At 71.0% G+C, this 16,100-nt stretch carries 19 protein-coding genes and 1 tRNA gene; 13 read left to right on the top strand and 7 right to left on the bottom strand.

Annotation, left to right across the window (positions count from 1 at the left end; all coding sequences use genetic code 11):
- Positions 1-77 precede the first annotated feature (77 nt).
- Both KZC57_RS07410 and KZC57_RS07405 read left to right on the top strand, forming a co-directional pair.
- Positions 78-242: a hypothetical protein gene (locus KZC57_RS07410; protein ID WP_164498166.1), complete on the top strand. Its 165-nt coding sequence runs from the start codon at positions 78-80 to the stop codon at positions 240-242.
- Between the two features lie 55 nt (positions 243-297).
- Positions 298-666, top strand: a complete 369-nt coding sequence (locus tag KZC57_RS07405) for a hypothetical protein (protein WP_025102538.1) — start codon at positions 298-300, stop codon at positions 664-666.
- On the opposite strand, the gene KZC57_RS07400 is transcribed toward KZC57_RS07405, so the two are convergent.
- Entirely contained in the window at positions 600-1,481 is an 882-nt protein-coding gene (locus tag KZC57_RS07400; RefSeq protein ID WP_247641381.1) for a cytochrome c oxidase assembly protein, read from the bottom strand. The two genes, KZC57_RS07405 and KZC57_RS07400, sit on opposite strands and share 67 nt — an antisense overlap.
- Before the next feature lie 5 nt (positions 1,482-1,486).
- Complete coding sequence (locus KZC57_RS07395) at positions 1,487-1,948, bottom strand: DUF2243 domain-containing protein (RefSeq protein ID WP_217584785.1); 462 nt, start codon at positions 1,946-1,948, stop codon at positions 1,487-1,489.
- 124 nt (positions 1,949-2,072) lie between these two features.
- On the opposite strand from KZC57_RS07395, the gene KZC57_RS07390 reads away from it, so the two are divergent.
- The 4 genes from KZC57_RS07390 to KZC57_RS07375 all read left to right on the top strand — a co-directional run bounded on the left by KZC57_RS07390 (position 2,073) and on the right by KZC57_RS07375 (position 5,928).
- The gene (locus tag KZC57_RS07390) at positions 2,073-3,800 is read left to right on the top strand and encodes an MDR family MFS transporter (protein ID WP_060922712.1); all 1,728 of its coding nucleotides are present in this window, start codon (positions 2,073-2,075) and stop codon (positions 3,798-3,800) included.
- A gap of 1 nt (position 3,801) precedes the next feature.
- Positions 3,802-4,257, top strand: coding sequence for a MarR family winged helix-turn-helix transcriptional regulator (locus KZC57_RS07385; RefSeq protein WP_025102534.1), 456 nt, complete (start codon positions 3,802-3,804; stop codon positions 4,255-4,257).
- Positions 4,258-4,309: 52 nt separating this feature from the next.
- Positions 4,310-4,777 (top strand): MarR family winged helix-turn-helix transcriptional regulator, encoded by a 468-nt coding sequence (locus KZC57_RS07380; RefSeq protein ID WP_102208798.1) that lies wholly within the window; start codon positions 4,310-4,312, stop codon positions 4,775-4,777.
- A gap of 62 nt (positions 4,778-4,839) precedes the next feature.
- Positions 4,840-5,928, top strand: coding sequence for an alkene reductase (locus KZC57_RS07375; RefSeq protein WP_308194412.1), 1,089 nt, complete (start codon positions 4,840-4,842; stop codon positions 5,926-5,928).
- A gap of 16 nt (positions 5,929-5,944) precedes the next feature.
- On the opposite strand, the gene KZC57_RS07370 is transcribed toward KZC57_RS07375, so the two are convergent.
- The gene (locus KZC57_RS07370; RefSeq protein WP_247641380.1) at positions 5,945-6,730 is read right to left on the bottom strand and encodes a DNA/RNA non-specific endonuclease; all 786 of its coding nucleotides are present in this window, start codon (positions 6,728-6,730) and stop codon (positions 5,945-5,947) included.
- 43 nt (positions 6,731-6,773) lie between these two features.
- Positions 6,774-7,463 carry a DedA family protein gene (locus KZC57_RS07365; protein ID WP_060922976.1) on the bottom strand — a complete coding sequence of 230 codons (690 nt, stop codon included), beginning with the start codon at positions 7,461-7,463 and terminating at the stop codon, positions 6,774-6,776.
- 195 nt (positions 7,464-7,658) lie between these two features.
- Between KZC57_RS07365 and KZC57_RS07360 the strand changes: the two genes are divergently transcribed.
- The 5 genes from KZC57_RS07360 to KZC57_RS07340 all read left to right on the top strand — a co-directional run bounded on the left by KZC57_RS07360 (position 7,659) and on the right by KZC57_RS07340 (position 11,699).
- Positions 7,659-7,808, top strand: a complete 150-nt coding sequence (locus KZC57_RS07360; RefSeq protein ID WP_157547026.1) for a hypothetical protein — start codon at positions 7,659-7,661, stop codon at positions 7,806-7,808.
- A gap of 50 nt (positions 7,809-7,858) precedes the next feature.
- Positions 7,859-9,214 (top strand): aminotransferase class I/II-fold pyridoxal phosphate-dependent enzyme, encoded by a 1,356-nt coding sequence (locus tag KZC57_RS07355; RefSeq protein ID WP_105950382.1) that lies wholly within the window; start codon positions 7,859-7,861, stop codon positions 9,212-9,214.
- Positions 9,211-10,458 (top strand): aminotransferase class I/II-fold pyridoxal phosphate-dependent enzyme, encoded by a 1,248-nt coding sequence (locus tag KZC57_RS07350; protein WP_247641379.1) that lies wholly within the window; start codon positions 9,211-9,213, stop codon positions 10,456-10,458. The genes KZC57_RS07355 and KZC57_RS07350 overlap by 4 nt, the downstream gene beginning before the upstream one ends.
- Before the next feature lie 13 nt (positions 10,459-10,471).
- Positions 10,472-10,542 (top strand) — tRNA-Cys (locus KZC57_RS07345).
- Between the two features lie 44 nt (positions 10,543-10,586).
- Positions 10,587-11,699 (top strand): DegT/DnrJ/EryC1/StrS aminotransferase family protein, encoded by a 1,113-nt coding sequence (locus KZC57_RS07340; RefSeq protein ID WP_247641378.1) that lies wholly within the window; start codon positions 10,587-10,589, stop codon positions 11,697-11,699.
- Between the two features lie 2 nt (positions 11,700-11,701).
- Here the strand turns inward: KZC57_RS07340 and KZC57_RS07335 are convergent, their stop codons facing one another.
- Entirely contained in the window at positions 11,702-12,553 is an 852-nt protein-coding gene (locus tag KZC57_RS07335) for an AraC family transcriptional regulator (protein WP_247641377.1), read from the bottom strand.
- Positions 12,554-12,677: 124 nt separating this feature from the next.
- Between KZC57_RS07335 and KZC57_RS07330 the strand changes: the two genes are divergently transcribed.
- The gene (locus KZC57_RS07330) at positions 12,678-13,223 is read left to right on the top strand and encodes a carboxymuconolactone decarboxylase family protein (RefSeq protein WP_105950379.1); all 546 of its coding nucleotides are present in this window, start codon (positions 12,678-12,680) and stop codon (positions 13,221-13,223) included.
- A gap of 65 nt (positions 13,224-13,288) precedes the next feature.
- Here the strand turns inward: KZC57_RS07330 and KZC57_RS07325 are convergent, their stop codons facing one another.
- Positions 13,289-14,002 carry a glutamine amidotransferase gene (locus KZC57_RS07325; protein ID WP_247641376.1) on the bottom strand — a complete coding sequence of 238 codons (714 nt, stop codon included), beginning with the start codon at positions 14,000-14,002 and terminating at the stop codon, positions 13,289-13,291.
- A 26-nt stretch (positions 14,003-14,028) separates the two neighbouring features.
- Here KZC57_RS07325 and KZC57_RS07320 point away from each other — a divergent pair, with 26 nt between their 5' ends.
- On the top strand, positions 14,029-14,709 hold the full coding sequence (locus KZC57_RS07320) for an HAD-IA family hydrolase (protein WP_247641375.1): 681 nt from the start codon (positions 14,029-14,031) through the stop codon (positions 14,707-14,709).
- On the opposite strand, the gene gabT is transcribed toward KZC57_RS07320, so the two are convergent.
- Positions 14,693-16,036, bottom strand: coding sequence for a 4-aminobutyrate--2-oxoglutarate transaminase (gene gabT, locus KZC57_RS07315; protein ID WP_247641374.1), 1,344 nt, complete (start codon positions 16,034-16,036; stop codon positions 14,693-14,695). The genes KZC57_RS07320 and gabT overlap by 17 nt on opposite strands.
- Positions 16,037-16,100 lie beyond the last annotated feature (64 nt).

Genomic DNA, 16,100 nt, shown 5'->3' with positions numbered 1-16,100 from the left:
CCATTCGTCCGGTCAACCCCCTGCGTCATTCCTCGCCGCCGCGCATACGGTCGTCGGACCGAACAGAGGAGGAGAGCATGAGCGACCCCCAGAACACGCAGGGCACCCCCGGCGCCGACGAGGAAGCCGACACGGCCTCCGGCGGCGCTCCCGACGACAGCGGCGAGAGCACCGACGACGTGCTCGAGCGCGAGACGACGGACGACGAGGGCAAGCCCCTCGAGAACCCGTCCGGCGGCTGACCGCCGCCCCGCCCGAGGGTAGCCGCGCCCCAGGTGGCGCGGCTACCCTCGGGTCATGCGCCGCATCGCTCTCGTCCCTCTGCTGCTCGCCGTCGGTCTCCTCGCCGGGTGTGCGCAGGTCACCCAGGCCGCGGGAGACGCGTTCGGAGTTCCGGTCGCGGAGACGTGCGCGACCATCGATGACGCGTACGCGCAGTATCAGGAGCTGCTGAGCCAAGGCGACGCATCCGCGGAGCAGCTCGATGCCGCACGCGACGACCTCGTCGCCACCCTCGACGGCGTCGCGGACGGGATGGACGGGCAGCTCGGCGACCTCATCCGCTCCGGCGCCGATCAGCTCGGCGGCATGACCGACCTTCAGGCCCCGGAGACGGTCGAGGCGATCGAGCGCCTCCACGACGGGCTCTCCTCCTTCTGCGGCTGAGCCGACTCGCGCGGTCGTGTCGCGACGTACCACTGCCGGAGCAGCAGCACGATGAGCAGCACGTCGACGGCGTCACCCGCGTAGAACATCAGCTCCGCTCCGATCCGCGCGTCCCCGGGGTCCACGCCCACCGGAGGGTGTGCCCACAGCCACTTGGCGAGGACCGAGTGCGCGGCGATGAAGACGATGAGGACGGACGCCCGTACGGTGACGGAGGCCCGATGCGGATCGGGATCGAGGCCGAGGATGCTCGCGGTGAACAGATACCCCGTCAGCAGGACGTGCAGGTGCACCGCAGCATGGAGCCACGGTGAGGCGTGCATGAGGGGGAACAGCGGCGTGGCGTAGAGGAGCCACAACCCGCCGATGTTGAGGGTGCCTGCGACCATGGGATGCGTGAGCACCCGGATCGGGGCGCTGCGCAGCACCCGGGAGAGCGCACGGGCCTCGGCGACGGGAAGGGCGCGGAGGGCCAGGGAGACCGGACGCCCGAGCACCAGGAGGAGCGGGGCCAGCATGCCCACGAGGACATGGCCGGCCATGTGCACCGGGAAGCTGCTGTGGGCCAGGGCGGCGAACGGTCCGACGGTGCCGACCGCGGCGCACAGCAGACCGCTCATCCAGGCGGCCGTCCGTGGCCGCGGCCAGGGGCTGCGGTCGCGGGTCCGCCGCAGCGCGACGAGATACAGCACGGCGGCGCCGAGGAGGAGGACGAGGGCGAGGAAGGGGAGGACGTCGATGCCCCCGCCCGTCGCGTCCGCATTGAGGCCCGGAAGTCGGGGCGGGTCGTCGTGCCCGTCGTGCCCTTCGTGCACGGCTGTCACCCCCTCGGGGCCGGTCGGGTCCGCCACACCGTGAGGGCTCCGGCAGCGAGCAGCACGACGGCCGACACGATCCAGACGGTGTCGTAGAGCACGAGGTCGACGCCGTAGCGGATCTGGTGGATCCCGAGGAGCTTGTGGTCGACGACGCCGTCGAAGAGCTGGAAGAACCCGACCCCGGCGATCACCGCGCCCGTCCATCGCGTCCAGCGCAGGGGACCGCGGCGGCGGACGTCGGCGAGGAGGAAGGCGCCGAAGATCGTGAGGAACCAGCCGAACGCGTGGAAGAACCCGTCGGAGACGAGGGCGACGTCGGAGGTCGACAGGTCGTAGAAGTGATGCCAGTGCAGCACGAGGTGGAAGACGAAGAGGTCGATCATCGAGGCGGCGATCCCGCAGCCGAACAGGAAGCCTGACAGCAGCAGACGCCGGTCGAGGCGGGAGGGGGCTGCGCTGGTCATGGGGTCAGCGTCGTCCGGTCCCTCCACTGCGGCGATGTCCTTGACCGCATCCCGCGGGTGCGGTACGAGCCGATAGTTGCGAAACCGCAACTATCGGCGTATGGTTGATCTCGATCAACTTTCTATGCAGGAGCATTCCCCCGTGACACACACCTCATCCTCTTCCGAGACCGCGCGCTCGGCCCGCGAGGTCTTCACCGCGATCTCCGGCCTCATCGTCGGCATGTTCGTCGCCGTGCTCTCCGGCACGGTCGTCTCGACCTCGATGCCCGTCATCATCGCCGACCTCGGCGGCACCCAGTCGCAGTACACCTGGGTCATCACCGCGAGCCTCCTCGCCACCGCCGTCTCGACGCCGATCTGGGGCAAGCTCGCCGACCTCGTCGACCGCAAGGTCCTCATCCAGATCTCGCTCATCCTCTTCACGGTCGGCACCGTCATCGCCGGCTTCTCGACCGACACGAACATGCTCATCGCGGTCCGCGTCGTGCAGGGCATCGGCGTCGGCGGCCTCATGTCGCTCGTCATGATCGCCGTGGCCCTCATCATCTCTCCGCGCGAGCGCGGCAAGTACATGGGCGTCGTCGGCGGCATCATGGCCCTCGGCACGATCGGCGGCCCGCTGCTCGGCGGCGTCATCACCGACGCCTGGGGCTGGCGCGCCAACTTCTTCGTCGGCGTCCCGTTCGCGATCGTCGCCCTGGTGCTGCTGCAGTTCACCCTGCACCTGCCCAAGCCGCAGCGCGGCACCAAGGTGTCCATCGACTACTTCGGCATCGTCCTGCTCGCCGTCGGCGTCTCGACCCTTCTGATCTGGGTCTCCATGGGCGGCAACCAGTTCGATTGGGACTCGGGGACCAGCATCGCGCTCGCCGTCACCGCGGGCGTCGCCATCGCCGCCTTCGTCGCCGTGGAGTTCTTCGTCAAGGAACCCATCGTCCCGATGTCGCTGTTCCGCAACCGCACCTTCACGCTGTCGGTCATCGCCTCGATCGCGATCGGCGTCTCGATGTTCGCGACCTCGGTCTTCCTCGCGCAGTACTTCCAGCTGGCCCGTGGCGCCACGCCGACCGAGTCGGGCCTGATGACCATCCCCATGATCATCGGTCAGATGGGCGCGTCGATCATCATCGGACAGCTCGTCAGCCGGTTCGGCAAGTGGAAGGGCTGGATGGTCACCGGCTCGATTCTCGCCACCATCGGCGTGAGCCTGATGGCGACCCTCCGCTACGACACTCCGTTCACCCTGGTGGCCGTGTACATGTTCGTCCTCGGCGCCGGCCTCGGCATGGTCATGCAGAACCTGACTCTCATCGTGCAGAACGACACGGCTCCGCAGCAGCTGGGCGCGGCCTCGTCGAACGTCAACTTCTTCCGCACGATCGCCGGCACCATCGGCGTGACCGTCATGGGATCGCTGCTGTCGACGAGCGTGGCCGACTTCATGAAGGACGGCCTGAAGGGCTTCGTCCCGACCACGCCCGACGAGATCAGTGCCCTGGAGCGCCTGGGCTCCGGAGACGTGCCGAAGGTGGGCGAGCTGCCCGACACGATCCGCACGATCGTCGAGAGCGCCTACGGGCACGGCATCGCGGACGCATTCATCCTCGCCATCCCGCTGGCCGTGATCGCGATCATCGCGATCGCGTTCATCAAGAACAAGCCGCTGTCCACCAAGAACGCCGCGGAGCAGCTGCGCGAGCAGGCCGAGGAGTCCGTCATCGAGGTCTCCGAGGCCGAGGTCGGCGCCAACCTCTCGACGGGGACGATCCGCACCGGGCAGGCCGGACCGGCGACCACCACCGGGTCGGTGAGCGTGCTCGAGCGCGACGATCGGAAGCAGGAGCGCTGACATGATCGCGTCCGAGGCGGTCGGCACCCCCGACGTCGACACCGCCCTCAGCGACCTCCAGGCGCATCTCAACCTCATCTTCGCGCGGACCCGGTCGCTGTGGAAGGAATCGGCGTCCCGGGTCCACCCGGAGCTGCAGGTGGCGGGGTACAAGCTGCTCACGTTCATCGACCGGGCGGGCTCGGCCAGCGCGCACGAGCTCGCCGAGCGGTTCGAGATGGACAAGTCCGTCGTCAGTCGCCAGGTGCGGATGCTGGAGGACCTGGGTCTGATCGCCTCCGTGCCGGACGAGCGCGACGGCCGGCTCCGGGTGCTCACCGCGACGCCCGCCGCGTGCACCGCTCTCACCGAGGTCCGGCGAGAGTACGGCACCCGGCTCCGCGCCGTGATCGACGAGCTCACGCCCGCCGAGATCGACGCCGCGTCCAAGGTGTTCCGGCTCCTCGCCGAGGTCTGAGCGAAGCCCCGCGACCGCCTGCGGTCGCGGGGCTTCGCCGTACACTGGCGATATGAGCGCCTCGTCCGACGATCCTGCCGACGACGCTCCCCTCGACGATCTCGACCAGGCGGTCGCCCGCGTCGAGCATGAGCTCGGCCGTCTGTTCGCCCGCATCCGCGTCGGGTGGCGCGAGGCTGCCGCCACCGTGCATCCGGACCTCCAGCCGCTCGGGTACCAGGTCCTGACCTCGATCCTCGCCGGACGGGCGACCTCGGCGGGAGCCCTCATCGAGCGCCTGCAGACGGACAAGTCCGCCGTGAGCCGACAGGTGCGCCAGCTCGAGCAGCTCGGGCTCGTCGAGAGCATCCCGGATCCGGAAGACCGCCGCGCCCGAGTCCTGGTGGCGACCCCGCTGGCCGAGGAGCGCGTCGCTCTCGCCCGCTCCCGGTACGAGGGGCGCATCGGCGAGCGCCTGCGCGGCTGGACGGCCGCCGACCTCGACCACTTCGCGAACCTCGTCGCCGATCTGGGCGGTTGATACACCGGAACACCTGGTCGATTCACGGGAATACAGCGGCCGGCCGCGTCCTTGGTCCCTCTGTGACTCTCTACGACTCCGCCGACTTCGGCTCGCTGCACCTGTCCAACCGCGTCGTCATGGCGCCGCTCACCCGCACGCGTGCGGACGCCGACGGCGTGCCGACCGCGATCATCGAGGAGTACTACCGTCAGCGCGCGGGACAGGGGCTCATCATCTCCGAGGGCGTCTGGCCCGTCCTCGAGGGCAAGTCGTACCCCGGGCAGCCGGGAATCGTGACCCCCGCGCAGATCGACGGATGGCGTCGTGTGGCCGACGCCGTGCGCGCCGAGGGCGGCACCATTGTCATGCAGCTCATGCACGGCGGTCGTGTCGGGCACCCGGACATCTCGGGCGAGCCCCGCGTCGTCGCGCCGAGCGCCCTGGCGGCACCAGGGCAGACGCGCACCCTCAAGGGCAAGGCCGACCTGCCCGTCGCGCACGCCCTCACCCTCGACGAGATCCCGGTGGTCGTCGAGCAGTTCGTCCAGGCTGCGCGCAACGCGATCGCGGCCGGCTTCGACGGCGTCGAGGTGCACGGCGCCAACGGCTATCTCGTCCACGAGTTCCTGTCTCCCGTGTCCAACGTCCGCGACGACCAGTACGGCGGCTCGCCGGAGAACCGTGCGCGCTTCGCGGTCGAGGTGACCTCGGCGGTCGCGGCAGCCGTGGGTGCCGACCGCACCGGGATCCGCCTCTCGCCGGCCCACGGCATCCAGGGCGTCATCGAGGACGACGCCGCCGACGTGCTCGCGACCTACACCGCGCTCGCCGAAGGGCTCGCGCCTCTGGGGCTGGCCTTCGTCGATGTGCTGCACCCCGAGCCCGCCGGAGAGCTCGTCCAAGCCATCCGCCGGGCGGCGGGCGCTCCGCTCATCGTCAACACCGGCTTCGGCGTCGAGACCACCCGTGCGACGGCCGAGGAGCTGGTGGCCGAGGACTGGGCGGACGCGGTCGCGGCCGGGCGTCCCGTCATCGCCAACCCCGACCTCGTGGAGCGCTGGCGGACCGGGGCCGAGCTGAACGAACCGCGCCCGGAGCTGTTCTACGGTTCGACCGCCGAGGGCTACATCGACTACCCCTCGCTGGAGGTCGCGCGCGCCGGCGAGTGATGCGGAGCGCCCGCTGTCACACGACGATGTCGTCGGCCGTGTGAAGCGGGCGCCATCCGGTCTCGCGGATCCCGCGTCGAGGGAGGACGTCGGCGTCGGGCAGCGGGCCGAGGTCGACTCCGGTGAGGGCGGTGATCTCGGAGACCGGCACCTGGAACGTGCGGAAGGCTCCGAGCGACGCGACGGCGAGGGCACCCTCCCGGGTGTCGACGAGTTCGGTCTGATCGAGGAGGAACGCGGCGGCGGCGAGTCGGCCCTCGGCATTCCAGGCCGCGATCTTCCAGTACCGGAGGGGGACGCGGATGCCGCGGTACGGGGGGTCGGTGTCGTCGAGCACGGGGGCGGTGAACACCGTGAGGCGCTGCGCGGTGGTCTCCGCATACGCGAGCACGTGATCCTCCAGTCCGAGCCAGAGGTCTTTCGACTGGTTGAACACGGCGGCCTGCGGGGCGGCGTTGGGGTACGTGAAGGTCGCCTCCATGGCCGCGCGGGCGTCGGCGAGCTCGCCCCAGCCCGGATCGCGGCGGCGCACGAGATGCCCGCGGTCGAGGTCGTTCCGGGCGTACACGGCGGGCCCCGCCTGCTCCTCCGTCGGTACCCGGGGATCGAGGCGCCACTCACCTGTCCGGGGGAGGTCCCGCAGGCGGGCGCCATCGATGGTGACGGCCGTCACCGCGGCGAGCCGCCGCTCCGGGTCCAGCAGCACCGTGAACCGCGGAGCCGGCAGGGTGCGCACCGCCATCGGAGGCACGGGGAGCGGGAGCGGGATGCCGAGGAAACCGGGGTCGTAGCCGTCCGTCATGCCTCCATCGTGCCCCGGCCCGCCGACATCGGGTGGCCGTATCTCAGGCGGACCCGTTGTCCTCGGCGCGCCGTGCCGCGGCCTCCCGCACGCGGCGGCGGATGCGCAGCGCAATGAACACCAGGAGCAGCAGGATGAGCAGGCCGACAACCACGTCGGAGATCACGCCGCTCCACTGCTCGAGGATCGGCCGGATGGCGGGGCCGAAGGCGAAGCCGAGGCCGATCCAGATGCCGTTCCAGACCGCCGAGCCGACCAGGGTGTACATCGTGAACTTCCACAGGGCCATGCGCTCGATCCCTGCCGGGATCGAGATGAAGGAGCGCACGAGAGGCACGCAGCGGCCGAACAGCACCGCGCCGCCGCCCCAGCGCGCGAAGAACGCCTCCGCCTTGTCGAAGTCGTCGTGGTCGAGGAGCGGGATGCGTCCGACGATGCGCCGGGTGCGGTCCCGGCCGACCGCGGCGCCGAGCGCGTACCAGAGCCACGCACCGACGAGCCCGCCGATGGTGGCTGCGGCCCAGGCGCCCCAGGCGTTCATCCGGCCGTCGTAGGCGAGGAAGCCCGCCGCGGGCAGGATCGCCTCGGACGGGATCGGGGGGACGAACGTCTCGATGAGCACCGCGAGACCGACACCGACCTCGCCAAGGGTCTCGATGAGGCTGAGCACCCAGCCGATGAAGCCGTCGTAGCCGGGGGCGGAAGCGGCGAGGGGCAGGGTGCCGGGGGTCATCGTGTCCTCTGTCGGGGGATCGCGGTGATCGTGCGGAGAGCGGGTCCATCGGAGCGGACGTCGCCTCTGCACGGTATCGCCCTTCCCTGGACTCCGCCTGCGTGCGCAGGGAGCGGGAGGAGCCGGCATTGTCAAGGTGCTCGCCGCCGCCGGACGGTGCGGAGATCATGGAACCCCATCGACCGAGGAGGCAGCATGACCGATCCGCGACAGGACGAGACGACCGGATTCCACGGGGAGCCCCCGACCGCGAACAACGGCGACGGCGACGCGCCGGAGGTCGACGTGACCGATCTGGAGCCGGAGGAGATCGAGGACGGCGTGGAGGTCGACGACCGTCCCTGAGCGGTAGGGGAGATTTTGACATAGGTCAAAATCTCCCCTACCGTCTAGTCATGGGCACGGCGGAGAGCAGAGACGGCGAGACCGATGCGATCAGCGGTGTCACCGCCGCGGAGATCTCCGAGAGCGTGCGCGACCTCGTCGAGCGGGGGACGCTCGTCGCCGGAGACCGTCTGCCGCCGGTCCGCACTCTCGCCGAGAGGCTGGGCGTGAATCGCAACACCGTGCTCGCCGCCTATCGCGCACTCGTCACCGCCCGCATCGCGACCACCGGCGGGCGCACCGGGACGACCGTGCTCGGCCCTGCAGCCACGCCGGATGAGGGCTTCACGCCCGGAACGGCACTCCGCGACATCGCCAACGGCAACCCGCAGGCCGCCTTGCTCCCCGACCTCGTCGCCGCTCTCGCGACCGTGCGTCCCCATCCCGTCCTCTACGGCGAATCCGTCATCGATGCCGAGCTCGCCGAGTGGGCGACACGATGGATCGCGGAGGATCAGCCTCGTCCCTTCCGGCTCTCGGTCACCGCGGGCGCGGTCGACGCGGTGGAGCGCCTGCTCGCCCAGACGCTCGTGCACGGCGACCGGGTGGGCCTGGAGGATCCGTGCTTCCTGTCCAGCATCCAGACCGCGCGGTTGGCCGGCTACACCCCGGTCGCGATACCGGTCGACGAGGAGGGGATGACGGTGGAGGGCGTCCGTGAGGCCCTGGAGAGCGGCGTGCGCGCGATCGTCTGCACGCCTCGCGCCCACAACCCCACCGGGGCCAGCATCACTCCCTCCCGCGCCGAGGAGCTCCGCGAGGTGCTCGCTCCGCACCCCCACGTGCTGGTGATCGAGGACGACCACTTCTCGCTGCTCTCCCCGACCCCGTACGCCACCATCATCGGGCCGGCCCAGGAGCGCTGGGCGCTGGTGCGGTCGGTCTCCAAGTTCCTCGGCCCTGACATGCGGTTGGCCCTCACGGCGTCCGATCCGGTCACCGCTGAGCGCCTTGCCCTTCGGCTCAGTCCCGGCACCATGTGGGTGAGCCATGTCATGCAGCAGCTCGCGGCGACGATGCTGCGCGACGAGGGAGTGCACCGGCTGGTCGCGGAGGCAGGCGCCCGGTACGCCGCGCGCAACAGGTCCTTCGCCGCGCTCGCGTCCGCTCGAGGGCTGGACGTCGCTGCGGAGAGCGGGTTGAACGTGTGGGTCGACGTCCGCGAGGATGCGGGGGTCGTCGCCGCGCGGCTCGCGCACCGCGGATGGCTCGTGCGACCAGGGTCGGAGTTCGCGCTGGAGGACGAATCCGCCAGTGGACGCCATCTGCGGCTGACCGTGCACGACCTCGATGACGCCGACCTGCGACGCCTGGCCGACGACGTGGCCGCCGCCTCCGGCCCGGCACCGGCCGAGGGGGACGGATGACGACCGGAGATGCCGGGACCGCGTTCCGGGTCGGGCGATCCTCGCGTCTCGACGGCGTGCTCTACGACCTGCGGGGCCCGGTCGCCGCGCGTGCCGCCGAGCTGGAGTCCCGCGGAGAACGGATCCTGCGCCTGAACATCGGCAACCCGGCGCCGTTCGGGTTCGAGGCGCCGCCGGTGATCGTGGAAGCTCTCCGCGAGGCGCTCCCGCATGCCCACGGATACTCGGAATCCCCGGGGCTGCCGGAGACGAGGGAGGCGATCCGCGCGCACTACGCGCGGCGGGAAGGGTTCCCGTCCCTCGGGATCGAGGCGGTGACCGTCGGCAACGGCGTGTCCGAGCTGGTGGGCCTCACGCTGCAGGCACTGCTGGAACCGGGCGACGAAGTCCTGATCCCGAGTCCCGACTATCCGCTGTGGACCGCATCGACCGTCCTCGCCGGGGGTGAGCCCGTGCATTACCCCTGTGTGGAGGAGGCAGGGTGGCTTCCGGACCTCGACGCCATGGCGGCTGCGATCGGCCCCCGGACCGTCGCTGTCGTCGTCATCAATCCGAACAACCCGACCGGCGCCGTGTACCCCAGGGAGACGCTGGAGGGCATGGCGGAGCTGGCCCGTCGCCACGGTCTGCTGCTGCTCTCGGACGAGATCTACGACCGGGTCGTGTACCCCGGATTCACGCACGTCTCCACTGCCCAGGTCGCCCCCGATGTGCCCTGCGTCACCTTCGCCGGACTGTCCAAGACCCATCGCGTCGCCGGGTACCGGGCCGCCTGGGCGCTGACGACCGGGTTCGCTGCGGACGATCCGTTCCTCTCCGGTCTGCGGCTGCTCGCGTCGATGCGGATGTGCGCGTCCGTGCCCGCGCAGCATGCGATCACGGCGGCTCTGGAGCACGACACGTCGCTCGATGCGCTCGTCTCGGCGGACGGGCGGCTGACGGCGCAACGCGACGCCGCCACGGCGGCGCTCCGCGCGATCCCCGGCGTCGACGTTCACGAGGCGGGCGGGGGGCTCTACCTCTTCCCCCGCCTCGACCCTGAGGTGTACGGCATCCGTGACGACGAGCGCCTGGTCCTCGACTTCCTCGATGCGGAACGCATCCTCCTCGTGCACGGTCGCGCCTTCAACGGCGCCGACACCGACCACGTGCGCATCGCCTTCCTGCCCGAGACGGAGACCCTGGTCGATGCGGTGCAGCGCTTCGGCCGCTTCCTGCAGGGGTACTCGCCGCCCGGCGCGTGAGGACACCTGACCCGGTGGAGTGACCGAGTGGCCAGGTCGCGGTCCGCAAGACCGTGTACGCAGGTTCGATTCCTGCCTCCACCTCCGATCCGGCTCTCGACGAGCCGTTCCCGACGAAGGGCATCTCCATGCAGAAGGACTTCATCCCGGCCGCCGCGCCGCTCATCGGCGACGACGAGGTGGCAGCCGTCGAACGGGTGCTCCGCAGCGGGATGCTCGCGCAGGGCCCCGAGGTGGCGGCGTTCGAGCGCGAGTTCGCGACCCGGTTCGTGGAGGGGCGCACCACCGTCGCGGTCAATTCCGGGACGAGCGGGCAGCTCCTGGGGCTGCTCGCCGCCGGTGTGGGGCCGGGCGACGAGGTGATCGTGCCGTCCTTCACCTTCGCGGCGGTCGCGAACTCCGTGGTGCTGGCCGGAGCGACGCCGGTGTTCGTCGACATCGAACCGACGCACTTCACGCTGGATCCGACCGGGGTCCGTGCCGCGGTCACCGCCCGCACGAAGGGCGTCATGCCCGTGCATCTGTACGGGCACCCGTTCCTCGTGGACGGTATCGAGGAGGTCGCCAACGACCACGGTCTCGCCATCTACGAAGATGCTGCGCAGGCCCACGGCGCTGCGTGGCGAGGGAGGCCGGCGGGGACCATCGGCACGTTCGGCATGTTCAGCCTCTATCCGACGAAGAACATGACGGCGATCGAGGGCGGCATGGTGTCCTGTGCGGACGAGCAGGTGGCGCGCCGTATCCGTCTGCTCCGCAACCAGGGCATGGAGACGCAGTACGCGAACGAGGTCGTCGGCTACAACAACCGGATGAGCGAGGTGCATGCCGCGGTCGGTCGGGTGCAGCTCGGGCGGGTCGCCGCCTGGACCCGGCGGCGACAGGGGAACGCCGCGTTCCTCGACGCCGCGCTCGCCGGCATCGACGGGCTCACGGTGCCCGCGGTCGCGGAGGGCGCCGAGCACGTCTACCACCAGTACACGGTGCGGATCGCCGCGGGGGAGCGCGACCGGGTACGCGACGCTCTCCGCGATGAGCACGGGGTGGGTTCCGGCGTCTACTACCCGATCCCGAACCATCGGCTGCCCTCGCTGGCGCGCTTCGCTCCGACCGATGAGCTGCCGGAGACGGAACGCGCGGCGCAGGAGGTGCTCTCCCTCCCCGTGCACCCTTCGCTCACGGCCGGCGATCTCGACCGGATCGTGACGGGGGTCGCGGCGGTGATGTCGGCCGGCGGCTGACTTCAGGCGGCGAGGCCGAGCCAGGCGCGCGGCGAGCGGCCGAGACGCTGGGTGAACGCACGGGAGAAGGCAGAGGCGCTCGCATAGCCGAGGTCGGCGGCGACAGCGCTCACCGACATCCCCGCGCGGAGCTGCTCCTGAGCGATCGTGAGGCGCCACTCCGTGAGGTAGTCCCCTGGGGCGCGGCCCACGACGTCCTTGAAGCGCGCCGCGAAGGCGCTGCGCGACATCGTTGCGGTCCGCGCGAGGGAGTCGAGCGTCCACGGTTCGCCGGGCGCCTCGTGCATCGCCACGAGGGCCGGGGCGAGGCGCTCGTCGGCCAGGCCGGGCAGCAGCCCCGGCGGCAGGGCCAGATCACCGGAGTGATCGAGCATCCAGCGCAGGAGCTGGATGAGGACGACCTCGAACATGCGGTCGGCCAGGAGGGGGCGCCCGCAGCGCACGTTGTCGACCTCGGCGAACAGGAGGTCGAGTGCTGGGCCGAGGGTGGACACCTCGTCGAGCGGAAGGACGATCACGGACGGGAGGGTGCGGACGAGCGGATGCGTCGCTCCGCCGTCGAAGTCGATCGTCGCGCAGGCGAAGTCGGACTCCTCGGTCGGGGCGTTGAGGAAGGTGTGATCGATGGGGCGGGGGAAGAACAGCAGGCTGGGGCGGGTGATCGTCTCGCGCTCGATGCCGCCGTCCGGGCGCTGGTGCGTCACCTCCATCTCGCCGCGACGCAGCACGTGGAGGAAACCGTGGCCCGCACTCGCGGCGAAGACCGTGGTCCCGCACAGGGGTCCGGTGTGGAACAGGCGGCTGCGCACCCGGAAGCGGTCGAGCAGCGGGGTGAGGCGGTCAAGCGGCGGCATGCTTCCATTCTTCTGGACGATATGTCACGAACGCAAGATCAAATGATGCGTATCGTACTGTGCGGCGAGCAAGACTGAAGGGGAAGCCGAATCCGGCCCGTCCCGAAACACAAAGGAGCAACCCATGCCCAACGTCCCTCTCGTCGACCGTGAGACCGCCACCGGCGCCGTCAAGGAGCAGCTGGAGCAGATCGGCTCCGCCTTCGGCGCCGTCCCCGCCATGTTCCGCGCGGTCGCGAACTCGCCCGCCGCGCTCACCAGCATGTGGAGCGCGTTCGGCGCTTACGGTGGGGGCACGCTCGGTGCGGCCCTGGGCGAGCAGATCGCCGTCGCCGTCGCGAACCGCAACTCGTGCGGCTACTGCCTTGCCGCGCACACGGCGCTCGGCAAGAAGGCGGGCCTCACGACCGAGGCGCTCGCCGAGGCTCAGGCCGGCAACTCCGACGACCCCCGCACGGCGGCACTGCTGGCCTTCGCGCTCAAGCTCGTCGAGGAGCGGGGTCAGGTGACCTCGGCCGACGTCGACGCCCTCCGCGCGCACGGCTGGAACGACGAGCAGATCGTCGAGACCATCGGCCAGGTCGCGCTGAACCTCTTCACGAACTACGTGAACATCGCGCTCGACGTGCCGATCGACTTCCCGACGGTGCCGCTGCGTCGCGCCGCCTGAGGTCGAGGGGAGCAGAGGCCGGATTCGCTGGGGGTCCGGCCTCTTCCGCTGCCCGGGCGTTCGCGCTAGACCTCGACCGCATCCAGCCAGTCGGTGAGGACGCGGGTGGCGAGAGTCTCGAGCCGCGGGCCGAGCGTGCGTGCCTGTTCGCGGATCGATCGCGGGTCGATGCCGTGGTGATGCAGTTCGTGGGCGTGGCCGATGAGCCAGCGCTCGATGGCGCGGTGGTCGGCTTCCAGGTGGAACTGGAGGCCGAGAGTGCGGCCCACCGCGAAGGCCTGATGCGGGAAGCCGGGCGTGTGCGCCAGGGACTGCGCGCCGGCGGGGATCGTGAACTCGTCCCCATGCCAGTGGAGCACGGGCTCGCCGTCGAGAGGGGCCAGGACGGACTCCCGGCCCTCGGGGGTCAATGCGAGCGGGCCGAAGCCGATCTCGACCGCCCCGGTCGGCCGGACCTCTGCACCCAGGGACTCGGCCAGGAGCTGCGCGCCGAGGCAGACTCCGAGCGTGGCGCCGCCGTTGTCGAGTCGCGCCGCGACGGTGGTCTTCGAGGAGCGCAGGAAGGGGTAGCGATCGTCGTCGTACACCCCGATCGGTCCGCCGAGGACGATGAGAAGGTCGGCTCCGGCGACGGCGTCCGCGTCGAGCTCGTCTATGCCGGCATCGAGGAGGGTGGTCTCGTAGCCGCGCTCCGCCAGCAGGGGAGCGAGGATGCCGAGGTCTTCGAAGGGGACGTGGCGGACGGCGAGGGCCGTTCGGGGGGTGCGGGACGCGGACATGCACTCTCCTCGGTTAGATTTGACCTATGCCAAAAATAGCACACGAGGTTCAGGGTGCCGAGGTGGTCGTGCGCACGGCGGGGATACTGTTCGACTGCGACGGCGTGCTGGTCGATTCCGTCCCGTCGGCGGCGATCGCGTGGGGCGCCTGGGCCCGTCGGTATGCCCCGGGATTCGATTTCCTCCGAGACGCCCCGCACGGCATGCGACCGAGTGAGGTGGTCGCGACGCTCGTCGAGCCGGAGCGGGCGGACGAGGCGACGGCCGACCTCCTCGCGCGTGAGCTCGCCGTCGCGTCGGCGACGGCGGGGATCCCCGGGGCGGCCGCTCTGCTCGTCGCGCTGCCGGGTGACCTGTGGGCGGTCGCGACGAGCAGCAACAGGACCGTCGCGACCGCGCGGATGCGCGGAGCGGGCATCCCGGCGCCCGCCCTGCTCGTCGCCGCCGAAGACGTGGACCGCGGCAAACCCGCGCCCGACCCCTACCTCCGAGCCGCGCTCCTGCTCGGGCGGGACCCGGGGGACTGCGTGGTCTTCGAGGACTCGGCGCCGGGGATCCATGCGGCGAGGGCAGCCGGTGCAGGGCTCGTGGTCGGGGTGGGCGCAGCCTCTGCGTCGGCGCACCCCGACCTGATCGTGCGCGACCTCTCCCGGGTGCGCTGGAGCGGCGGAGCGCTGCGTCTCCCGGTGCTCAACGGAGCGCGCTGAGGGCCTCGTCGATCACGTCCACCGCGCCGTCGAGCTGCTCGTCCGTCGTCGTGAGGGTCGGCAGGAAGCGGATCACGTTGCCGTCGCTGCCGGCGGTGAGCAGCAGGATCCCGCGCTGGGCGGCGAACTCCGCGACCATGGACGCGGCCCCGGCTAGCGGTCGTGTCGTGCCAGGTGTGCTCAGCTCGAAGGCCTGCATGGCGCCGATCCCGCGGACGTCGCCGATCACGGCGTGGCGGGCGCGCAGCCCCTCGAGTCGCGCGGACAGGTGGGCGCCGATCCGACGGGCGTCCGCGAAGAACGTCCCGTGCTCGAGCTCGTCGAACACCGCGAGGGCGGCGGCGATCGAGACCGGGTTTCCGCCGAACGTGCCGCCGAGGCCGCCCGGGTCGGGCGCGTCCATGATCTCGGCGCGGCCGGTCACTCCCGCCAGGGGCAGCCCGCCGGCGATGCCTTTCGCCGTGAGCACGAGGTCCGGAACGAGGCCGAAGTGCGTGCTCGCGAACCATGTCCCGGTGCGCCCGAGGCCCGTCTGGATCTCGTCGGCGATGAACACGACCCCGTTGCGGGTGCACCACTCCTGCAGGGTTGACAGGTAACCCGCGGCAGGGACGACGAAGCCGCCCTCGCCCTGGATGGGCTCGGCGATGACGGCGGCGAGGTCGTGGACGCCGATGCGCTGTTCGAGATGGGCGATCGTGCGCGCCGCGGCCTCGGTACCGTCGAGTCCGTCCCGGTAGGGGTAAGAGTTGGGGACGCGATGGATGTCGGGGGCGAACGGACCGAACCCGGTCCCGTACGGCGCCGCCTTGTGGTTCATCGCGAGCGCGAGGTTGGTGCGCCCGTGGAACGCGTGGTCCAGGGCAGCGACGACGCGACGCCCGGTGTGCCGTCGGGCGATCTTCACCGCGTTCTCGACGGCTTCCGCGCCGGAGTTCGCGAAGGCCGTGCGGGTCTCGTGGGTGCCGGGGACCTTCTCCGCGAGCAGCTCGGCGAGGCGCACGTACCCCTCGTAGGGGGTGACGGTGAAGAGCGTGTGCGTGACCCGGTCGAGCTGCTCCGCCGCGGCGGTGACGGCGGCGAGGTTGGTGTGGCCGATCGTCGTCACGCCGATGCCGCTGCCGAGGTCGAGGAAGCGGTTGCCGTCGACATCGGTGACCCAGGGTCCGTCGGCGTGCTCGATGTAGACGGGGAGCACGCTGCCGACCCCGCGGGGGACAACGCGTTGCCGGCGCTCGTGCAGCGCGCGACTCCGCGGCCCTGGCACCTCGGTGCGCAGGCGCGGAGTCGACAGCGAGGTGTCGGAGAACAGGCCGGGTGCGGACATGGGCGGCTCCTTCGTGAGGGGGCGTCGGCGGGCGCGCGACGTGGTCCCGAAGCTATGTTAGATT

The organism is Microbacterium sp. KSW4-4, assembly GCF_023091185.1.
Taxonomy (GTDB): Bacteria; Actinomycetota; Actinomycetes; order Actinomycetales; family Microbacteriaceae; genus Microbacterium; species Microbacterium paraoxydans.
This window is presented reverse-complemented; position numbering and strand designations above follow the sequence as displayed.